Genomic DNA, 15,570 nt, shown 5'->3' on the forward strand with positions numbered 1-15,570 from the left:
AACCATGGTTGCTCTTACTCCCACACCCAAGATCAAGAACCTCGACAAGCTGCTGATGCATTGCCAGCGCCGGCGTCATCCGGCCAAGCACAACATCATCTGCGCGGGCGAGCGCTCCGAAACGCTGTTCTTCATTATCAAGGGCTCGGTCACCATCCTGATTGAGGACGAAGACGGTCGCGAAATGATCATCGCCTACCTCAACACCGGGGATTTTTTCGGCGAGCTGGGACTGTTCGAGCAGGCCGGCAAGGAGCAACAGCGCAGCGCTTGGGTACGCACCAAGGTGGAGTGCGAAGTGGCCGAGATCAGCTATACGAAATTTCGCGAACTGGCCCAACATGATCCCGACATCCTGTATGCCCTGAGCGGGCAGATCGCCCAACGTCTGCGCGATACCACGCGCAAGGTCGGCGACCTGGCGTTCTTCGACGTGACCGGGCGTGTCGCTCGCTGCCTGCTGGAGCTGTGCAAGCAGCCAGACGCCATGACCCACCCCGACGGAATGCAGATCAAGGTCACGCGCCAGGAAATCGGGCGCATCGTGGGCTGTTCGCGGGAAATGGTGGGGCGTGTGCTCAAGGATCTGGAAGAGCGCAACCTGGTGCACGTCAAAGGCAAGACGATGGTGGTGTTCGGAACCCGTTAACCTGGCAGCAAGCCTGCCAACATCTGACGGTACAAGGTGTCGAGCCGGCTGAGCACGTCCGGCACCGGAAACACTTCATGCAGCGCAATATGGCTCTCAGCACGCACCCGCTGTTCCAGGCCACAGGCTTGATTGAAACGATTGACCGCCGCAACCAACTCATCGCGATCGTTATCCAGCAATAAAGCACCGTGCACCAACCCCACTGGGCGACCACCGCTCTGCCGCCAGCGCTGGGCCGTGCCGACCATTTTCCGCCCGTTGAGATTGACGTTGTAACGACCGTCGCAAAACGCGCCATCAATTTCGCCAATAGACGCCTCGCCGCCCAATTCAAGCAGCACATCGCAGATCGGCTGGCACAGGCGCTGGTAGCCGGTTTCGATGCGCCCTTGATCCCCCTCACTGCGCGGCGGCGCATAGACCAAGGCGATATTGACCGTGGCGGCCGACTGCGGCACCGGCTCACCGCCGGTTTCGCGCAACAGCACCGGCCAACCGGCCTCTGCCGAGACTCGGCTGGCCGCTTCAAAAGCCGGCAATCGGCTCAAACGGCGCGGCATGACCAAGGCTTGATCGTTGGGTTGCCAGAACAACAGCCCGTATTCCCGCTCACCTGCGCAGACGGCGGCCAGCAAGTCCTGCTCGGCGGCAAGGCCTGCTTGCACAGTCATCGAAACCAGCTTAGTCATCAACATTGACCTATCTGAATAAGCACAAGACCAATGTGGGAGGGGGCTTGCTCCCGATGGCGGTGTATCAGTTGTGAATCAGTCAACTGAACCACCGCTATCGGGAGCAAGCCCCCTCCCACACTTTTACTGCATTTCACATACCGACTGCGCCGGAATCAATCCAGTGTGGAACCGCTGACCGCCCCACCCCGCTCCGGGAAGAACAGACGCTGCAGTTCCGCCCCTGGATTCTCGGCGCGCATGAACGTCTCGCCGACCAGGAACGAATACACCTCGCTGATCTCCATCAGCTCCACATCGGCACGGTTGACGATGCCGCTCTCGGTGATCACCAAGCGGTCACGGGGAATACGCGGCAGCAGGTCGAGGGTGGTTTCCAGGCTGACATCGAAGGTGTGCAGGTTACGGTTGTTGACCCCCACCAGCGGTGTGTCGAGGGTCTTCAGTGCACGCTCCAACTCGTCGCCGTCGTGCACTTCGACCAATACATCCAGGCCCACACTCTTGGCTACCGCTGCCAGCTCGGCCATCTTCACGTCATCCAGCGCGGAAACGATCAGCAGCACACAGTCGGCGCCCAGGGCGCGCGCTTCGACGATCTGGTAGGGATCAACCATGAAATCCTTGCGGATCACCGGCAATGTGCACGCGGCGCGCGCCTGCTGCAGGAACAGATCAGAACCCTGGAAGAAATCAACATCGGTCAGTACGGACAGGCACGTCGCCCCACCCTTTTCATAGCTGACGGCGATTTCCTGTGGCACGAAGTGCTCGCGGATCACGCCTTTGCTCGGTGAGGCCTTCTTGATCTCGGCGATCACCGCCGGCTGCTTCTTCTTGGCCTGTTCGAGCAAGGCCCTGGCAAACCCTCGTGGCGCATCAGCAGCTTTTGCCAGGGTTTCCAGCTCGGCCAGGCTCACGCGGGCACGGCGCTCGGCGACTTCTTCAGCCTTGCGCGCCAGGATTTTTTCCAGAACGGTCGGAACACTCATGCTTCATTCTCCATCTTGAATACGGCGGTGAATGCTCCGAGTTCTTCAAGTTTCTCGCGAGCCAGACCGGTGTGCAGCGCATCGTGGGCCAAGGCGACACCTTCCTTAAGACTATAGGCATGGTCGGCTGCGTAAAGTGCCGCGCCAGCATTGAGCACAATCATTTCCGCAGCTTTTTGACCGTTTTCGGTCTTGCGTCGCCCCAAGGCATCACGAATCAATTCCAGCGACGCCGCTGGGCTTTCCACCGCCAGGCCGTGCAGGCTTTGGCTCTTCATGCCCAAGTCCTCAGGCTCGACCCAATACTCTGTAACCTGGTCGTTCTTCAACTCCGCCACGAAGGTCGGTGCCGCCAGGCTGAATTCGTCCAGGCCATCTTTGGAATGCACCACCAGCACATGCTTGCTGCCCAGGCGCTGCAGCACTTCGGCCAATGGCCGGCACAACGCCTGGCTGAATACACCGACGACTTGATGCTTCACACCGGCCGGATTCGTAAGCGGGCCGAGCATATTGAACAGGGTACGCAGGCCAAGGTCCTTGCGCGGGCCGGCCGCGTGTTTCATCGCGCCGTGGTGAGACTGGGCAAACATGAAGCCGATGCCGACGCTGTCGATGCAGCGTGCCACCTGTACCGGCGTCAGGTTCAGGTAGATGCCGGCCGCTTCCAGTAGGTCCGCGCTGCCACTTTTGCCGGACACCGCGCGGTTGCCGTGCTTGGCCACGGTGCAACCCGCTGCCGCGACCACGAACGAGGACGCCGTCGATACGTTGAAGATGTTCGCACCGTCGCCGCCGGTGCCGACCACATCGACCACGCCGTCGAGGGTCTTGAGTTCGACCTTGTCCGCCAGCTCGCGCATCACCGATACGGCGCCGACGATTTCGTCGATGCTTTCGCTCTTCATGCGCATGGCCATCATAAAGGCGCCGATCTGTGCGTCGGAGCACTGGCCGGTCATGATCTCGCGCATCACATCGCTCATTTCAGCGGTGCTCAGGTCCAGGTGACCGACGATACGGCCCAGGGCAGTCTTGATATCCATGGAAAGTCCTTAGCGCGTGCCGCCGCTCTGCTTGAGAAAATTGGCGAACAGCTCGTAGCCCTGCTCGGTCAGGATCGATTCAGGGTGAAACTGCACCCCTTCGATATTCAGTGTCTTGTGGCGCAGGCCCATGATCTCGTCGACCGAGCCGTCTTCCAGCTGGGTCCAGGCCGTCAGTTCCAGGCACTCGGGCAGGGTGTCGCGCTTGACCACCAACGAGTGATAACGGGTCACGGTCACGGGCAGGTTCAAGCCGTGGAACACGCCCAGATCCTTGTGGAATACCGGGCTGGTCTTGCCGTGCATCACCTGGCGCGCGCGCACCACGTCGCCGCCAAACGCCTGGCCAATGGACTGATGGCCCAGGCACACGCCGAGAATTGGCAGCTTGCCGGAAAAATACTGAATGGCTTCCAGGGAGATGCCCGCTTCGTTCGGCGTGCACGGGCCAGGCGAAACCACGATCCGTTCCGGATTCAGTGCGGCGATCTCGGCGACGGTCAGTTCGTCGTTGCGCACGACCTTGACCTCGGCACCCAGCTCGCCCAGGTACTGCACAACGTTGTAGGTAAACGAATCGTAGTTATCAATCATCAGCAACATGTGGGTTCAAACCTCTTGAATTCACTGATTTCAAATGACCGCCTTCCAAGCGTGTGGCCCGCTGCCAGACGCACGTTCCGGTTGCCGGGGTGAACGGCAAGGGGCGTCAGACAAAAGGTAAAGAAGGCAAATCGGTACAGATCCGGCCAGGCCGGCAGGGAAAAATGTCAGGTGCGCCAACGCCAACGGGCGTGTGCCTTGACTACTCGCATCAAGAGTTTGCTGATGATCAACACGGGGAGGGTCTCATTCATACGTTCAGGCACAGTAACGTAGCCTCGCCAGCGGTGCAATATGGAGCAGCAAATACGGGCTTATGCTCGATGGGATGCCCGTAGGAAAATTCGGTTTTGCGCTATAGAAAACGCTCAATACTTTGCTAGTGTTTCGATTCAGACATAAAAACAACTCAATGGAATTTTCCATGCTCAGAGCTCCGTTCTTCGCGCCCCTGGCTGCCGGCCTGCTTTCCCTGGCTTGCGCGCAGGCCTATGCGGCACCGTCACCCTACTCAACCATGGTGGTGTTCGGCGACAGCCTGGCTGATGCCGGTCAGTTCCCCGACGGCAGCGCCGGATCGACGTTGCGCTTTACCAACCGCACCGGGCCGACGTTCCAAGGGGATTACGGTCTCGTTTCTTCGACCTTGCTCGGCGCAAAACTGGGTGTGGCACCAAACGACCTGAATGCCTCCACCTCACCGGTGCGCGCGGCCCAGGGCTTGCCGGACGGCAACAACTGGGCGGTCGGCGGCTACCGTACCGACAATATCCTCGACTCCATTACTTCGGTTTCCAACGCTGCGATCCCCCCCGGCAACGCAGGGGGCGGCACGGTGCTGCGCAGTCGACAGGGTTACCTGCCGGCAAACGGCGGGCTGGCCGATCCAAATGCGCTGTACTTTCTGTCCGGAGGCGGCAATGACTTCCTCCAGGGTCGCGTACTCAGCCCCGCTCAAGCGGTCGCCGCCGGCGGGCGACTGGCGGACAGTGCCCAGGCCCTGCAACAAGCCGGCGCGCGTTACATCATGGTATGGATGCTGCCCGACCTCGGACTGACGCCGGCCATCAATGGCACCCCGCAGCAGGCGGCGACGTCGGCCCTGAGCACTATTTTCAACCAGTCCCTGGTACAGCGCCTGTCGCAGATCGATGCACAGATCATCCCGCTGAACATTCCGTTGTTGTTGAACGAAGCCTTCGTCGATCCGGCCCGCTTCGGCCTCGCCACCGGGCAAAACTTGACCGGTACCTGTTTCAGTGGAAACAGCTGCACCGCCAACCCGGTCTACGGCATCGGCGGCACCAATCCGGACCCGACCAAGCTGATCTACAACGACTCGGTCCATCCTACCGTCGCCGGGCAACAGCTGATCGCCGACTACGCCTATTCCCTGCTCGCGGCGCCCTGGGAGCTGACCCTGCTGCCGGAAATGGCCCAAGGCACATTGCGCGCCCATCAAGATGAATTGCGCAATCAATGGCAGGCAGACACCGGCCAATGGCAAGCCGTGGGCCAATGGCGCGCGATCGTGGCGGGCGGTGGCCAGCGTCTGGATTTCGATGACCAGAGCAGCTCGGCCAGCGGCGATGGCAGTGGCTATAACCTCAACATCGGTGGCAGCTACCGACTCAACGAGGCCTGGCGCGTGGGCGTAGCCGCAGGCCTGTACCGCCAGACACTGGAAGCCGGCGCCAGCGACTCGGATTACAAGCTCAACAGCTACATGGGCACTGCATTCGCCCAGTATCAACAGAATCACTGGTGGGCCGACGCCGCCTTGACCGGCGGCAAGCTGGACTTCGACAGCCTCAAGCGCAAGTTCGCCCTGGGCGTCAGCGAGGGGGCGGAAAAGGGTGACACCGATGGCTGGCTATGGGCCCTGAGTGGTCGCGTGGGTTATGACATCGCCGCGCCGGACAGTGACTGGCACCTGTCGCCCTTTATCAGCGCCGATTACGCGCGGGTCGAAGTGAACGGCTACTCGGAAAAAGACAGCCGCTCCACCGCCCTGACCTTCGATGACCAGCAGCGCGACTCCAAGCGCCTGGGCGTCGGGCTGCAGGGCAGCTACCGCATCACACCGCACACCCAGGTGTTTGGCGAAGTGGCCCACGAGCACGAGTTCGAAAATGACACCCAGAAGGTGAATATTTCGCTCAACAGCGTGCAAGGGCTCGACTTCAAGCTGGACGGATATACGCCGCGCAGCAATTCGGATCGCTTGAGCCTGGGGGTCAGCCACAAGCTGACGCAGGAACTGGCGTTACGAGCGGCGTACAACGTGAGGAAGGATGACAATTTGACCCAGCAAGGGGTCAGTGTCGGGGTGAGTCTGGATTTCTGATGCGCTCGTAAAACCAACACAAAACCAATGTGGGAGGGGGCTTGCTCCCGATAGCAGAGTCTCAGTCACTGCATCTGCGACTGATACACCGCTATCGGGAGCAAGCCCCCTCCCACATTTTGATCGGCGCCAGCCTTCAACCCTGCGGCGTTTGCTCAGCCAACGCCACCGCACGGAACATCGCCCGGCGCTTGTTCAGGGTTTCCTCCCATTCAAGGGCCGGCACCGAGTCAGCCACGATGCCGCCACCGGCCTGCACATGCAGTTCGCTGTCCTTGATCACCGCCGTACGGATCGCAATCGCCGTGTCCATGTTGCCGTTCCAGGCGAAATACCCCACTGCGCCGCCGTAGACGCCCCGCTTGACCGGCTCCAGTTCGTCGATGATTTCCATGGCGCGAATCTTTGGTGCGCCCGACAAGGTACCGGCCGGCAGAATCGCGCGCAGTGCGTCCATCGCGGTCAGGCCGGCCTTCAGCTCACCGGTGACGTTGGACACGATATGCATCACATTGGAATACCGCTCGATGACCATCTTCTCGGTCAACTTCACCGAGCCGATTTCCGAGACCCGCCCGGTGTCATTACGCCCCAGGTCGATCAGCATCAGGTGCTCGGCGATTTCCTTGTCGTCGCTCAACAGGTCTTCTTCCAGCGCCAGATCCGCTTCTTCGGTGGCGCCACGCGGGCGCGTACCGGCGATCGGGCGCACGGTGATCAGGTTGTCTTCGACGCGCACCAGCACTTCCGGCGAGCTGCCCACCACGTGGAAGTCACCGAAATTGAAGAAATACATATACGGCGTCGGGTTGAAGCAACGCAGCGCTCGATACAGGTCGATCGGCGCGGCCTTGAAGTCGATGGACATCCGTTGCGAGGGCACCACCTGCATGCAGTCACCGGCGAGGATGTATTCCTTGATGGTATCGACTGCCCGCTCGTAGTCCGCCTGGGTAAAGCTGGAGCGAAATACCGGGTCGGCGGCGGGCGGACGGCTGAGGTCCAGGCCACGGCGCGGGGTGATCGGCTGGCGCAGTTTTTCCAGCAGCGCTTCGAGGCTGGCCTGGCCTTGCTCGAAGGCGTCCGCCTGGGCAGGGTCGGCCAGCACAATCGCATGCATCTTGCCGGCGAGGTTGTCGAACACCACCACCGCGTCGGAGACCATCAGCAAGATGTCCGGCACGCCGAGCGGGTCCGGGTTCGGGCATTTACCCAAGCGCTGCTCCACGTAGCGCACGCAGTCATAACCGAAATACCCCACCAGACCGCCGTTGAAACGCGGCAGGCCGGGAATGGTCGGCACGTTGTAGCGCGCCTTGAAGGCTTCGACGAAGGCCAGCGGGTCTTCTACATCATGGCTTTCGATCTCGATGCCATCATGGGTGATGCTCACATGATGGTCATGCACTCGCAGTACCGTGCGGCACGGCAGGCCGATGATCGAATAACGGCCCCACTTCTCGCCGCCCTGTACCGATTCCAGCAGATAAGAGTTCGGCTCGTCGGCCAGTTTCAGGTAGATCGACAGCGGCGTGTCGAAGTCGGCCAGGGTTTCACAGGCCATGGGGATACGGTTATAGCCGGCAGCGGCCAAACGCAGGAATTCTTCGCGGATCATCAGGTGCCTCGTGGTGTGAGGGTCAATCGGTCAGGTAGGCAAACGGGCCGCAGCGCGGCGGGGATCAGTCAGGCGCGCCAACGCCAGCGGGCCAGGGCCTTGATGACTTTCATCCAGAGTTTGCGAGTGACCACCACGATGGCATTTCCAGTAGGGGACGGGTCGATGTCGGGCAACGTTATCTCAGCGCCCGCGCCCAAGCAACCGGGGATTAACAGGCGCAGGTCATCGATGACCAGCGCTGGCGATTCTTCTGCAATCGGCCGGCCATGGTTGTAGCCGTAACTCAAGGCCACGCACTGCACCCCCGCCGCTTTTGCCGCCAATACATCGCTGCGCGAGTCGCCGACGAACAACGATTGGGACGCCGGAATATTCGCCATTTTCATCACGAAAAACAGCGCCGCCGGGTCAGGCTTTTTCTGCGGCAGGGTATCGCCGCCGATGATCCAGCGAAAATACCGGCCGATCTTCATCTGGTCCAACAGCGGTGCGACGAAGCGCTCCGGCTTGTTGGTGATCAGGGCCATTTCCACGCCCTGCTTGCTCAGCCACTTGAGGGTGTCACGCACGCCGGGATACACCACCGTCCGTTCGTGGCTGCTTTCATAGGCGGCGTTGAACAATTGCAGGGCCTGTTCGGCTTCCATCTCGTCCACACCGGTGGCGTCGATATGGCCTGCCAGCGCCCGCCGCACCAGCATCGGCGCGCCGTTGCCGACCCATTCACGCACCGCCTCGATCCCCGCAGGCTTGCGCCCCAGTTTGAGCAGCATCTGGTCCACCGCCGCCGCAAGGTCAGGCACCGAGTCGATCAAGGTACCGTCCAGATCGAACATCACCAGCCGTGGCAATTTGCCGGGGAACAGCTGCTCAAAGCCGCTCATGGGCGCGCCAGCGCCAGTTCGGCATGCATCTTGGCGATCACTTCCTGGTAATCCGGCGCGTTGAAGATCGCCGAGCCGGCCACAAAGGTGTCGGCGCCCGCCGCCGCGATTTCACGGATATTGTTCACATTGACCCCGCCGTCGATCTCCAGGCGGATCTCCCGGCCCGACGCATCGATCAGCGCCCGCGCTTCGCGCAGCTTGTTCAGGGTGCCGGGGATGAACTTCTGCCCGCCAAAGCCTGGGTTGACGCTCATCAGCAGGACCATGTCGACCTTGTCCATCACGTACTCCAGCACACTCAGCGGCGTGGCCGGGTTGAACACCAGGCCCGCCTTGCAGCCGCCTTCGCGGATCAATTGCAGAGTGCGGTCGACGTGCAGCGTGGCTTCCGGGTGGAAGGTGATGTAGGTCGCGCCGGCGTCGATGAAGTCGCCGACGATGCGGTCCACCGGGCTGACCATCAGGTGCGCGTCGATCGGCGCGGTAATCCCATATTTGCGCAGCGCAGCGCACACCATCGGGCCGATGGTCAGGTTGGGCACGTAATGGTTGTCCATGACGTCGAAGTGCACGAAGTCGGCACCCGCGGCCAATACCTTGTCCACTTCTTCGCCCAGGCGGGCGAAGTCGGCGGAGAGAATCGATGGAGCAATGACGAAGGGCTGCATGACGCACCTTTTTTGAGCTAAATCACGATGGCGCGCATTGTATACCTCATGCTTTGCCGTGCGCACCGTGACCTAACTCAACGGCTAGTACGCAGCCCGGTAGATTTTCTCGATATCGGCGGCACTGAGCTGGCGCGGATTGTTGCGCATCAGGCGTTCGATACCCGCCGCTTCAGTGGCCATCGCCGGAATAGCTTCCTCCGGCACGCCGAAACTGCGCAGGCCCGATGGAATCTCGACGGCGGCGCACAGTCGCGTCATCGCCTCGACGGCCTGGTCGGCGGCATCATTCACGCTCAACCCGCTGACATTTACCCCCATGGCCTGGGCGATGTCACGCATCCGCTCGACACAGGCCAGCTTGTTCCAGTGCATCACATAGGGCAGCAACAGTGCGTTGCTCACGCCGTGGGCAATGTTGAACCGGCCGCCCAACGGATACGCCAGCGCATGCACCGCGCCCACACCCGCGTTGCCAAAGGCCATGCCGGCCATCAGGCTGGCGGTGGCCATATCGTCACGGGCCTGCAGGTTGGCCGGGTTGGCATAAACCTTGGGCAAGGCGCCGGCAATCAGCTTGATCGCGCCGATCGCCAGGGCATCGGTGATCGGCGAGGCGTTCAGTGACAGGTAGGATTCAATGGCATGCACCAGCGCGTCGACGCCACTGGCGGCAGTGACGCTGCGTGGGCAGGTCAGGGTCATTTGCGGGCTGATCAGCGCGACATCCGGCAGCAGGTAGTCGCTGACGATGCCTTTTTTCAGCTGGGCGACCTTGTCGGAAAGAATCGCCACATTGGTCACCTCGGAGCCGGTGCCGGCGGTAGTGGGAATCGCGATCAGCGGCGGGCCCTTGCGCGGTACCTGGTCGACGCCGAACAAATCCGCCAGGGCGCCGTGGTAACCGGCGTATGCGGCCACGCTCTTGGCGATGTCGATGGCACTGCCGCCGCCCACGCCGATCAGGCCGTCGTGCCCGCCGTCGCGGTAGGCCTGCATGCAATCTTCGACAATGGCGATTTCCGGGTCGGGCAGCACGCGGTCGAAAATTTCATAAGTTCGCCCGCCCAGATGTTCGAGTGCCAGCGCGACGGTGCCGGACTTGACCAGCGCGGCATCGGTGACGATCAGCGGGTTATCCACATCCAGGCGCGTCAACTCGGCGCCGAGTTGCTCAATGGCGCCAGCGCCGGTCAGCAGTTTGTGGGCGATCTTGAATGAGGAAGTACTCATGTGCGCGGCCTCTTGTCGGTGATGGGCTGGCACAAGAATAGCTGACCGAAACAGGTTGTCTGCTATTCAGGATCCGAATAGTGATTTCCGAGCCAATACAAATCCACTGTGGGAGGGGGCTTGCTCCCGATAGCATTTTGTCAGTCGACTTATTCATCAACTGAAAGAATGCTATCGGGAGCAAGCCCCCTCCCACATTTTGATCTCCAACAGGCTTTAGACCTGGGCGCTGCGCAGCTTCTCGCTACGGCCGCGCAGCCACTCCAGGGTCAGCAACAGCACCACCGAGAAGCCGATCAGCAGGGTCGCCGCTGCGGCAATGGTGGGGCTGAGGTTTTCACGGATGCCGCTGAACATCTGCCTGGGCAATGTGGCTTGCTCCGGCCCGGCGAGGAACAGCGTCACCACCACCTCATCGAACGACGTGGCGAAGGCGAACAACGCCCCGGAAATCACCCCCGGCGCGATCAGCGGCAAGGTCACGCGGCGAAACGCAGTCAACGGTGACGCGCCCAGGCTGGCCGCCGCCCGCACCAGATTGTGGTTGAACCCTTGCAAGGTCGCCGACACGGTGATGATGACAAACGGCACGCCCAGTACCGCATGCACCACGATCAGCGAGAAAAAGCTGTTGCCCAGGCCCAGCGGGGCGAAGAACAGGTAACTGGCCACGCCAATGATCACCACCGGCACCACCATCGGCGAAATCACCAGGGCCATCACCAAGGCCTTGCCAGGGAAATTGCCACGGGTCAGGCCAATCGCCGCCAGCGTGCCGAACACCATCGCCAGCACCGTGGCTGCCGGGGCGACGATGATGCTGTTCTTCAGGGCACGCATCCACTCGGCCGAGGCGAAGAAGTCCTGATACCACTGCAGTGAGAAGCCCTGCAACGGGTACACCAGGAAACTGCCGCTGTTGAACGACAGCGGGATGATCACCAGCACCGGCAGGATCAGGAACAGCAGGATCAGGCCACACAGAATCCGCAGGCTGTAGAACCACAGCCGCTCCACCGGTGACATATAAGGGCTCAGCATCGCAAGGTCTCCTCAGCTCAGGCGCAGGCGACTGGCGCCCACCAGCCGGTTGTAGATCAGGTACAGCAACACCGTCGCCAGCAGCAGCAAGCCGCCCAACGCCGTGGCCATGCCCCAGTTGATGCTGGTGTTGGTGTAGAAGGCCACGAAGTAGCTGACCATCTGGTCGTTCGGGCTGCCCAGCAAGGCCGGGGTGATGTAGTAACCAATCGCCAGGATGAACACCAACAGGCAACCGGCGCCGACGCCGGCGTAGGTTTGCGGGAAGTACACGCGCCAGAAGCTGGCGAACGGATGGCAGCCCAGGGAAATCGCCGCCCGCATGTACGTCGGCGAGATGCCTTTCATCACGCTGTAGATCGGCAGAATCATGAACGGCAGCAGGATATGCACCATGGAGATGTACACACCGGTACGGTTGAACACCAGCTCCAGCGGCGCATCGATCAGGCCCAGGCCCATCAGGGCGCTGTTGATCAGGCCGCCGGATTGCAGCAATACGATCCACGCCGCCACCCGCACCAGGATCGAGGTCCAGAATGGCAGCAGTACCAGGATCATCAGCAGGTTGCTTTTGCGCGCCGGCAGGTTGGCCAACAGGTAAGCCAGGGGATAGGCCAGCAGCAGGCAGATGACCGTGATCACCAGGCCCATCCAGAACGTTCGGGCGAAGATATCCAGGTAGATGGCCTGGTCGGGGGTGGCCGGAGCGATTTCGCCCAAGTCGTCAATACGATGATCGACGGCCGCCAGCAGGTAGTAAGGCGTCAGGCTGCTGGTATTGCGCCGGATCGCCTGCCAGTACGCCGGGTCGCCCCAACGTTCGTCGAGGGTTTCCAGCGCGGCTTTATAAGAGGCCGGCGCTTCGGTAAACGGCAGCGCCCGCGCGGTTTTGGTGAGCAGGCTGCGATAGCCGGCCAGTTCCATGTTCAAGCGTTTGGACAGATCGCCAAGGGTCTGGTTTTTGCGCGCTTGAGCCAGGTCTTCACTGAGCGCCTGGTACACCGGCTCGCCGGGCAAGCCACGGCCATCCCAAGCCGTCACCGCCACCACCGTACGCGGCAAGCCGCCCACCACTTCCGGGTTGCCGACGCTCTTGTAGAGCAGCGCAACAATGGGCACCAGGAACACCAGCAGCAAAAACAGCACCAGCGGCGCAATCAAGGCCTGGGCTTTCCAGCGATTGAGCCGCTCGGCACGGGCCAGGCGCTGCTTGAGGGTGGGAATGGCGAGGGCCATGGCTGAACTCCGGATCTTGAAGATAAATGCAAATCCCTTGTGGGAGGGGGCTTGCCCTAATGCCAGTGTAGGAGCGAGCTTGCTCGCGAAAAACGCCCAGGCAACGCGTTCATTCTGAATAAACGCGGGGCCCTGAGTTCTTCGCGAGCAAGGGCTAGCCGCCCGCCTCGCTCCTACAAAAAGCCTCAAGGCTTGCCCCCTCCCACAGGGTGATGCGGTGTTACTTGGCAGCCCAGGAATTGAAGCGCTGCTCGAGCTGCTCGCCGTTATCGGCCCAGAAACTCACATCGATCTGCACCTGGTTGGCGATGTTTTCCGGGGTGGTCGGCATGTCCTTGAGCACGTCCTTGGCCAGCAACGGTACGGCCTGGGTGTTGGCCGGGCCGTAGGCGATGTTTTCGGAGTAGGTCTTCTGCTGCTGCGGCTGCACCGAGAAGGCGATGAATTTCTTCGCCGCTTCGGCGCGGTCCTTGGCCAGGCCCTTTGGAATGGCCCAGGCATCGAAGTCATAGATGCCGCCGTTCCACACCACTTTCAGGTTGCTTTCTTTCTGCACGGCGGCGATGCGGCCGTTATAGGCCGAGCTCATCACCACGTCGCCCGAAGCGAGGTACTGCGGCGGTTGCGCACCGGCCTCCCACCATTGGATCGAGGCTTTGAGTTCGTCGAGTTTCTTGAACGCACGGTCCTGGCCGTCTTTGCCGGCCAGCACTTTGTAGACGTCCTTAGGCGCGACGCCGTCGGCCATCAAGGCGAATTCCAGGGTGTACTTGGCGCCTTTGCGCAGGCCACGCTTGCCCGGGAATTTCTTGGTGTCCCAGAAATCCGCCCAGCCGGCGGGTGCGGACGCCAGTTTGTCGGCGTTATAGGCCAGCACCGTCGACCATACGAAGAAGCCTACGCCGCAGGGCTGGATCGCGCCTTTGACGTAGTCTGCCGTGTTGCCGAACAGTTTCGGGTCCAGGGGCTCGAACATGTCTTCGTCGCACCCACGGGAAAGCTCAGGCGACTCCACTTCCACCAGGTCCCAGGACACGCTCTTGGTGTCGACCATGGCTTTGACCTTGGCCATCTCACCGTTGTATTCACCGGCGATGATCTTGCCGTTGCCCGCGCTTTCCCACGGTGCATAGAAGGCCTTGACCTGGGCCGCCTTGTTGGCGCCGCCAAACGATACGACGGTCAGGTCCGGGCCTGCCATGGCCTGTGTCGCGCCCATCAGGCCGATAGCCAGGACGGAAAACTTAAGGGATCTCAACATTGTTGTGCTCTCCACGTGCAGGGTTGGTGAAGCCAGGGGGCGATCAGTTCGCCTCTAGAAGTGGGTCGAGTGCGCGAACGTGCTCGACTTGCCAGCCAATCGGTACTACGTCGCCGACCGCCAGGGCCGGGTCCAGCTCGGCGATCGGTTGTTTCACGAAAAAATCGGTCTTGCCGCAGACTTCCAGGCGCAAACGCACGTGGTCGCCCAGGTAGATGAACTCCGCCACCCGCCCGGAAAAACGGTTGATGCAATTGTCACTCGCCCCATTGAGGCTGACGCGCTCCGGGCGCACCGACAGGGTCACCGGGCCGCCGATCTGGCCGACGTTCACCGCCAGCGCTTCCACCTTCTCGCCGCGCGCCAGCTCCACCACGCAGCGCTCGCCGGTGTGGCTGTGCAGACGGCCATTGAGGCGGTTGTTTTCGCCGATGAAGTTGGCCACAAAGGTGTTTTTCGGTTCTTCGTAGAGGGTGCGCGGCGCGGCGATCTGCTGAATTTCGCCCTGGTGGAACACCGCCACGCGGTCGGACATGGTCAAGGCTTCGCCCTGGTCGTGGGTCACATACACCACGGTGACGCCGAGGCGCTGGTGCAGGTGCTTGATTTCCATCTGCATGTGTTCGCGCAGTTGCTTGTCGAGGGCGCCGAGGGGTTCGTCCATCAGCACCAACTGCGGCTCGAACACCAATGCGCGGGCGAGGGCCACCCGCTGTTGCTGGCCACCGGACAGTTGCGCGGGGTAGCGCTGGGCGAAGGCGTCGAGCTGAACCATGCTCAGCACGCGCTTGACCCGCTCGCTGATGTCGGTCTTGCTCAAGCCACGTACGGACAGGGGAAATGCCAGGTTCTCGGCCACGGTCATGTGCGGGAACAAGGCGTAGTTCTGGAACACCATGCCGATATCGCGCTTGTGCGGCGGCACGTTATTGATCGAGCGGCCAGCCAGCTGGATTTCGCCAGCGGTGGGCGTTTCAAAACCGGCCAGTATCATCAGGCTGGTGGTCTTGCCCGAACCGGACGGCCCAAGCAAGGTGAGGAACTCGCCCTTGCGAATCTCCAGGTTGAGGTCTTTGACGATCAGGTTTTCGCCATCGTAGCTTTTCTGCACGCCACGAAAGCTGACCAGCACATCATTTGAATCCACCTCGCTCATACCCGCACCTTTGTGTTTTGGACTGCTGTGACACAAGCGTAGTCCAGGCGCGAGGCCCCGGAAATCGGGGGCCAGGAGAGAATCACATCAGCCGGATGGAAGGTTCGGGGTAGGGATCGCCCTACACACATG

14 protein-coding genes are annotated in these 15,570 nt (G+C 61.5%); 2 read left to right on the forward strand and 12 right to left on the reverse strand.

The window, feature by feature from the left end; all coding sequences use genetic code 11:
* Window positions 1-4 precede the first annotated feature (4 nt).
* Window positions 5-649 carry a cAMP-activated global transcriptional regulator CRP gene (gene crp, locus C4J85_RS24565; RefSeq protein ID WP_124364629.1) on the forward strand — a complete coding sequence of 215 codons (645 nt, stop codon included), beginning with the start codon at window positions 5-7 and terminating at the stop codon, window positions 647-649.
* Here the strand turns inward: crp and C4J85_RS24570 are convergent.
* The 4 genes from C4J85_RS24570 to C4J85_RS24585 all read right to left on the reverse strand — a co-directional run bounded on the left by C4J85_RS24570 (window position 646) and on the right by C4J85_RS24585 (window position 3,985).
* Window positions 646-1,341 carry a lipoate--protein ligase family protein gene (locus C4J85_RS24570; protein WP_124410903.1) on the reverse strand — a complete coding sequence of 232 codons (696 nt, stop codon included), beginning with the start codon at window positions 1,339-1,341 and terminating at the stop codon, window positions 646-648. The two genes, crp and C4J85_RS24570, sit on opposite strands and share 4 nt — an antisense overlap.
* Window positions 1,342-1,499: 158 nt before the next feature.
* Window positions 1,500-2,336 carry an indole-3-glycerol phosphate synthase TrpC gene (gene trpC, locus C4J85_RS24575; RefSeq protein WP_124410904.1) on the reverse strand — a complete coding sequence of 279 codons (837 nt, stop codon included), beginning with the start codon at window positions 2,334-2,336 and terminating at the stop codon, window positions 1,500-1,502.
* Window positions 2,333-3,382, reverse strand: a complete 1,050-nt coding sequence (trpD, locus tag C4J85_RS24580; RefSeq protein WP_057723690.1) for an anthranilate phosphoribosyltransferase — start codon at window positions 3,380-3,382, stop codon at window positions 2,333-2,335. Before trpD ends, trpC begins: the two co-directional genes overlap by 4 nt.
* A gap of 9 nt (window positions 3,383-3,391) precedes the next feature.
* Entirely contained in the window at window positions 3,392-3,985 is a 594-nt protein-coding gene (locus C4J85_RS24585) for an aminodeoxychorismate/anthranilate synthase component II (RefSeq protein ID WP_124410905.1), read from the reverse strand.
* 424 nt (window positions 3,986-4,409) lie between these two features.
* On the opposite strand from C4J85_RS24585, the gene estP reads away from it, so the two are divergent.
* The gene (estP, locus tag C4J85_RS24590) at window positions 4,410-6,332 is read left to right on the forward strand and encodes an esterase EstP (protein ID WP_124410906.1); all 1,923 of its coding nucleotides are present in this window, start codon (window positions 4,410-4,412) and stop codon (window positions 6,330-6,332) included.
* A 136-nt stretch (window positions 6,333-6,468) separates the two neighbouring features.
* Here estP and trpE read toward each other — a convergent pair whose 3' ends face one another.
* The 8 genes from trpE to C4J85_RS24630 form a co-directional block, all read right to left on the reverse strand.
* Window positions 6,469-7,950, reverse strand: coding sequence for an anthranilate synthase component I (gene trpE, locus C4J85_RS24595; RefSeq protein WP_124410907.1), 1,482 nt, complete (start codon window positions 7,948-7,950; stop codon window positions 6,469-6,471).
* Between the two features lie 68 nt (window positions 7,951-8,018).
* On the reverse strand, window positions 8,019-8,837 hold the full coding sequence (locus C4J85_RS24600; protein WP_124410908.1) for a phosphoglycolate phosphatase: 819 nt from the start codon (window positions 8,835-8,837) through the stop codon (window positions 8,019-8,021).
* Window positions 8,834-9,508: a ribulose-phosphate 3-epimerase gene (gene rpe / locus C4J85_RS24605; protein WP_057723685.1), complete on the reverse strand. Its 675-nt coding sequence runs from the start codon at window positions 9,506-9,508 to the stop codon at window positions 8,834-8,836. The genes C4J85_RS24600 and rpe overlap by 4 nt, the downstream gene beginning before the upstream one ends.
* Window positions 9,509-9,592: 84 nt before the next feature.
* Complete coding sequence (locus C4J85_RS24610; protein ID WP_124368546.1) at window positions 9,593-10,741, reverse strand: iron-containing alcohol dehydrogenase; 1,149 nt, start codon at window positions 10,739-10,741, stop codon at window positions 9,593-9,595.
* Between the two features lie 216 nt (window positions 10,742-10,957).
* Entirely contained in the window at window positions 10,958-11,782 is an 825-nt protein-coding gene (locus C4J85_RS24615; protein ID WP_124410909.1) for an ABC transporter permease, read from the reverse strand.
* Window positions 11,783-11,794: 12 nt separating this feature from the next.
* Entirely contained in the window at window positions 11,795-13,021 is a 1,227-nt protein-coding gene (locus C4J85_RS24620) for an ABC transporter permease (protein ID WP_124372035.1), read from the reverse strand.
* Between the two features lie 220 nt (window positions 13,022-13,241).
* Entirely contained in the window at window positions 13,242-14,282 is a 1,041-nt protein-coding gene (locus C4J85_RS24625; RefSeq protein WP_124368548.1) for an ABC transporter substrate-binding protein, read from the reverse strand.
* A gap of 43 nt (window positions 14,283-14,325) precedes the next feature.
* A complete protein-coding gene (locus tag C4J85_RS24630; RefSeq protein ID WP_124410910.1) occupies window positions 14,326-15,438 on the reverse strand; it encodes an ABC transporter ATP-binding protein in 1,113 nt (370 codons plus the stop codon).
* Between the last annotated feature and the right edge of the window lie 132 nt (window positions 15,439-15,570).

Source organism: Pseudomonas sp. R4-34-07 (assembly GCF_003852375.1).
Classification (GTDB): domain Bacteria; phylum Pseudomonadota; class Gammaproteobacteria; order Pseudomonadales; family Pseudomonadaceae; genus Aquipseudomonas.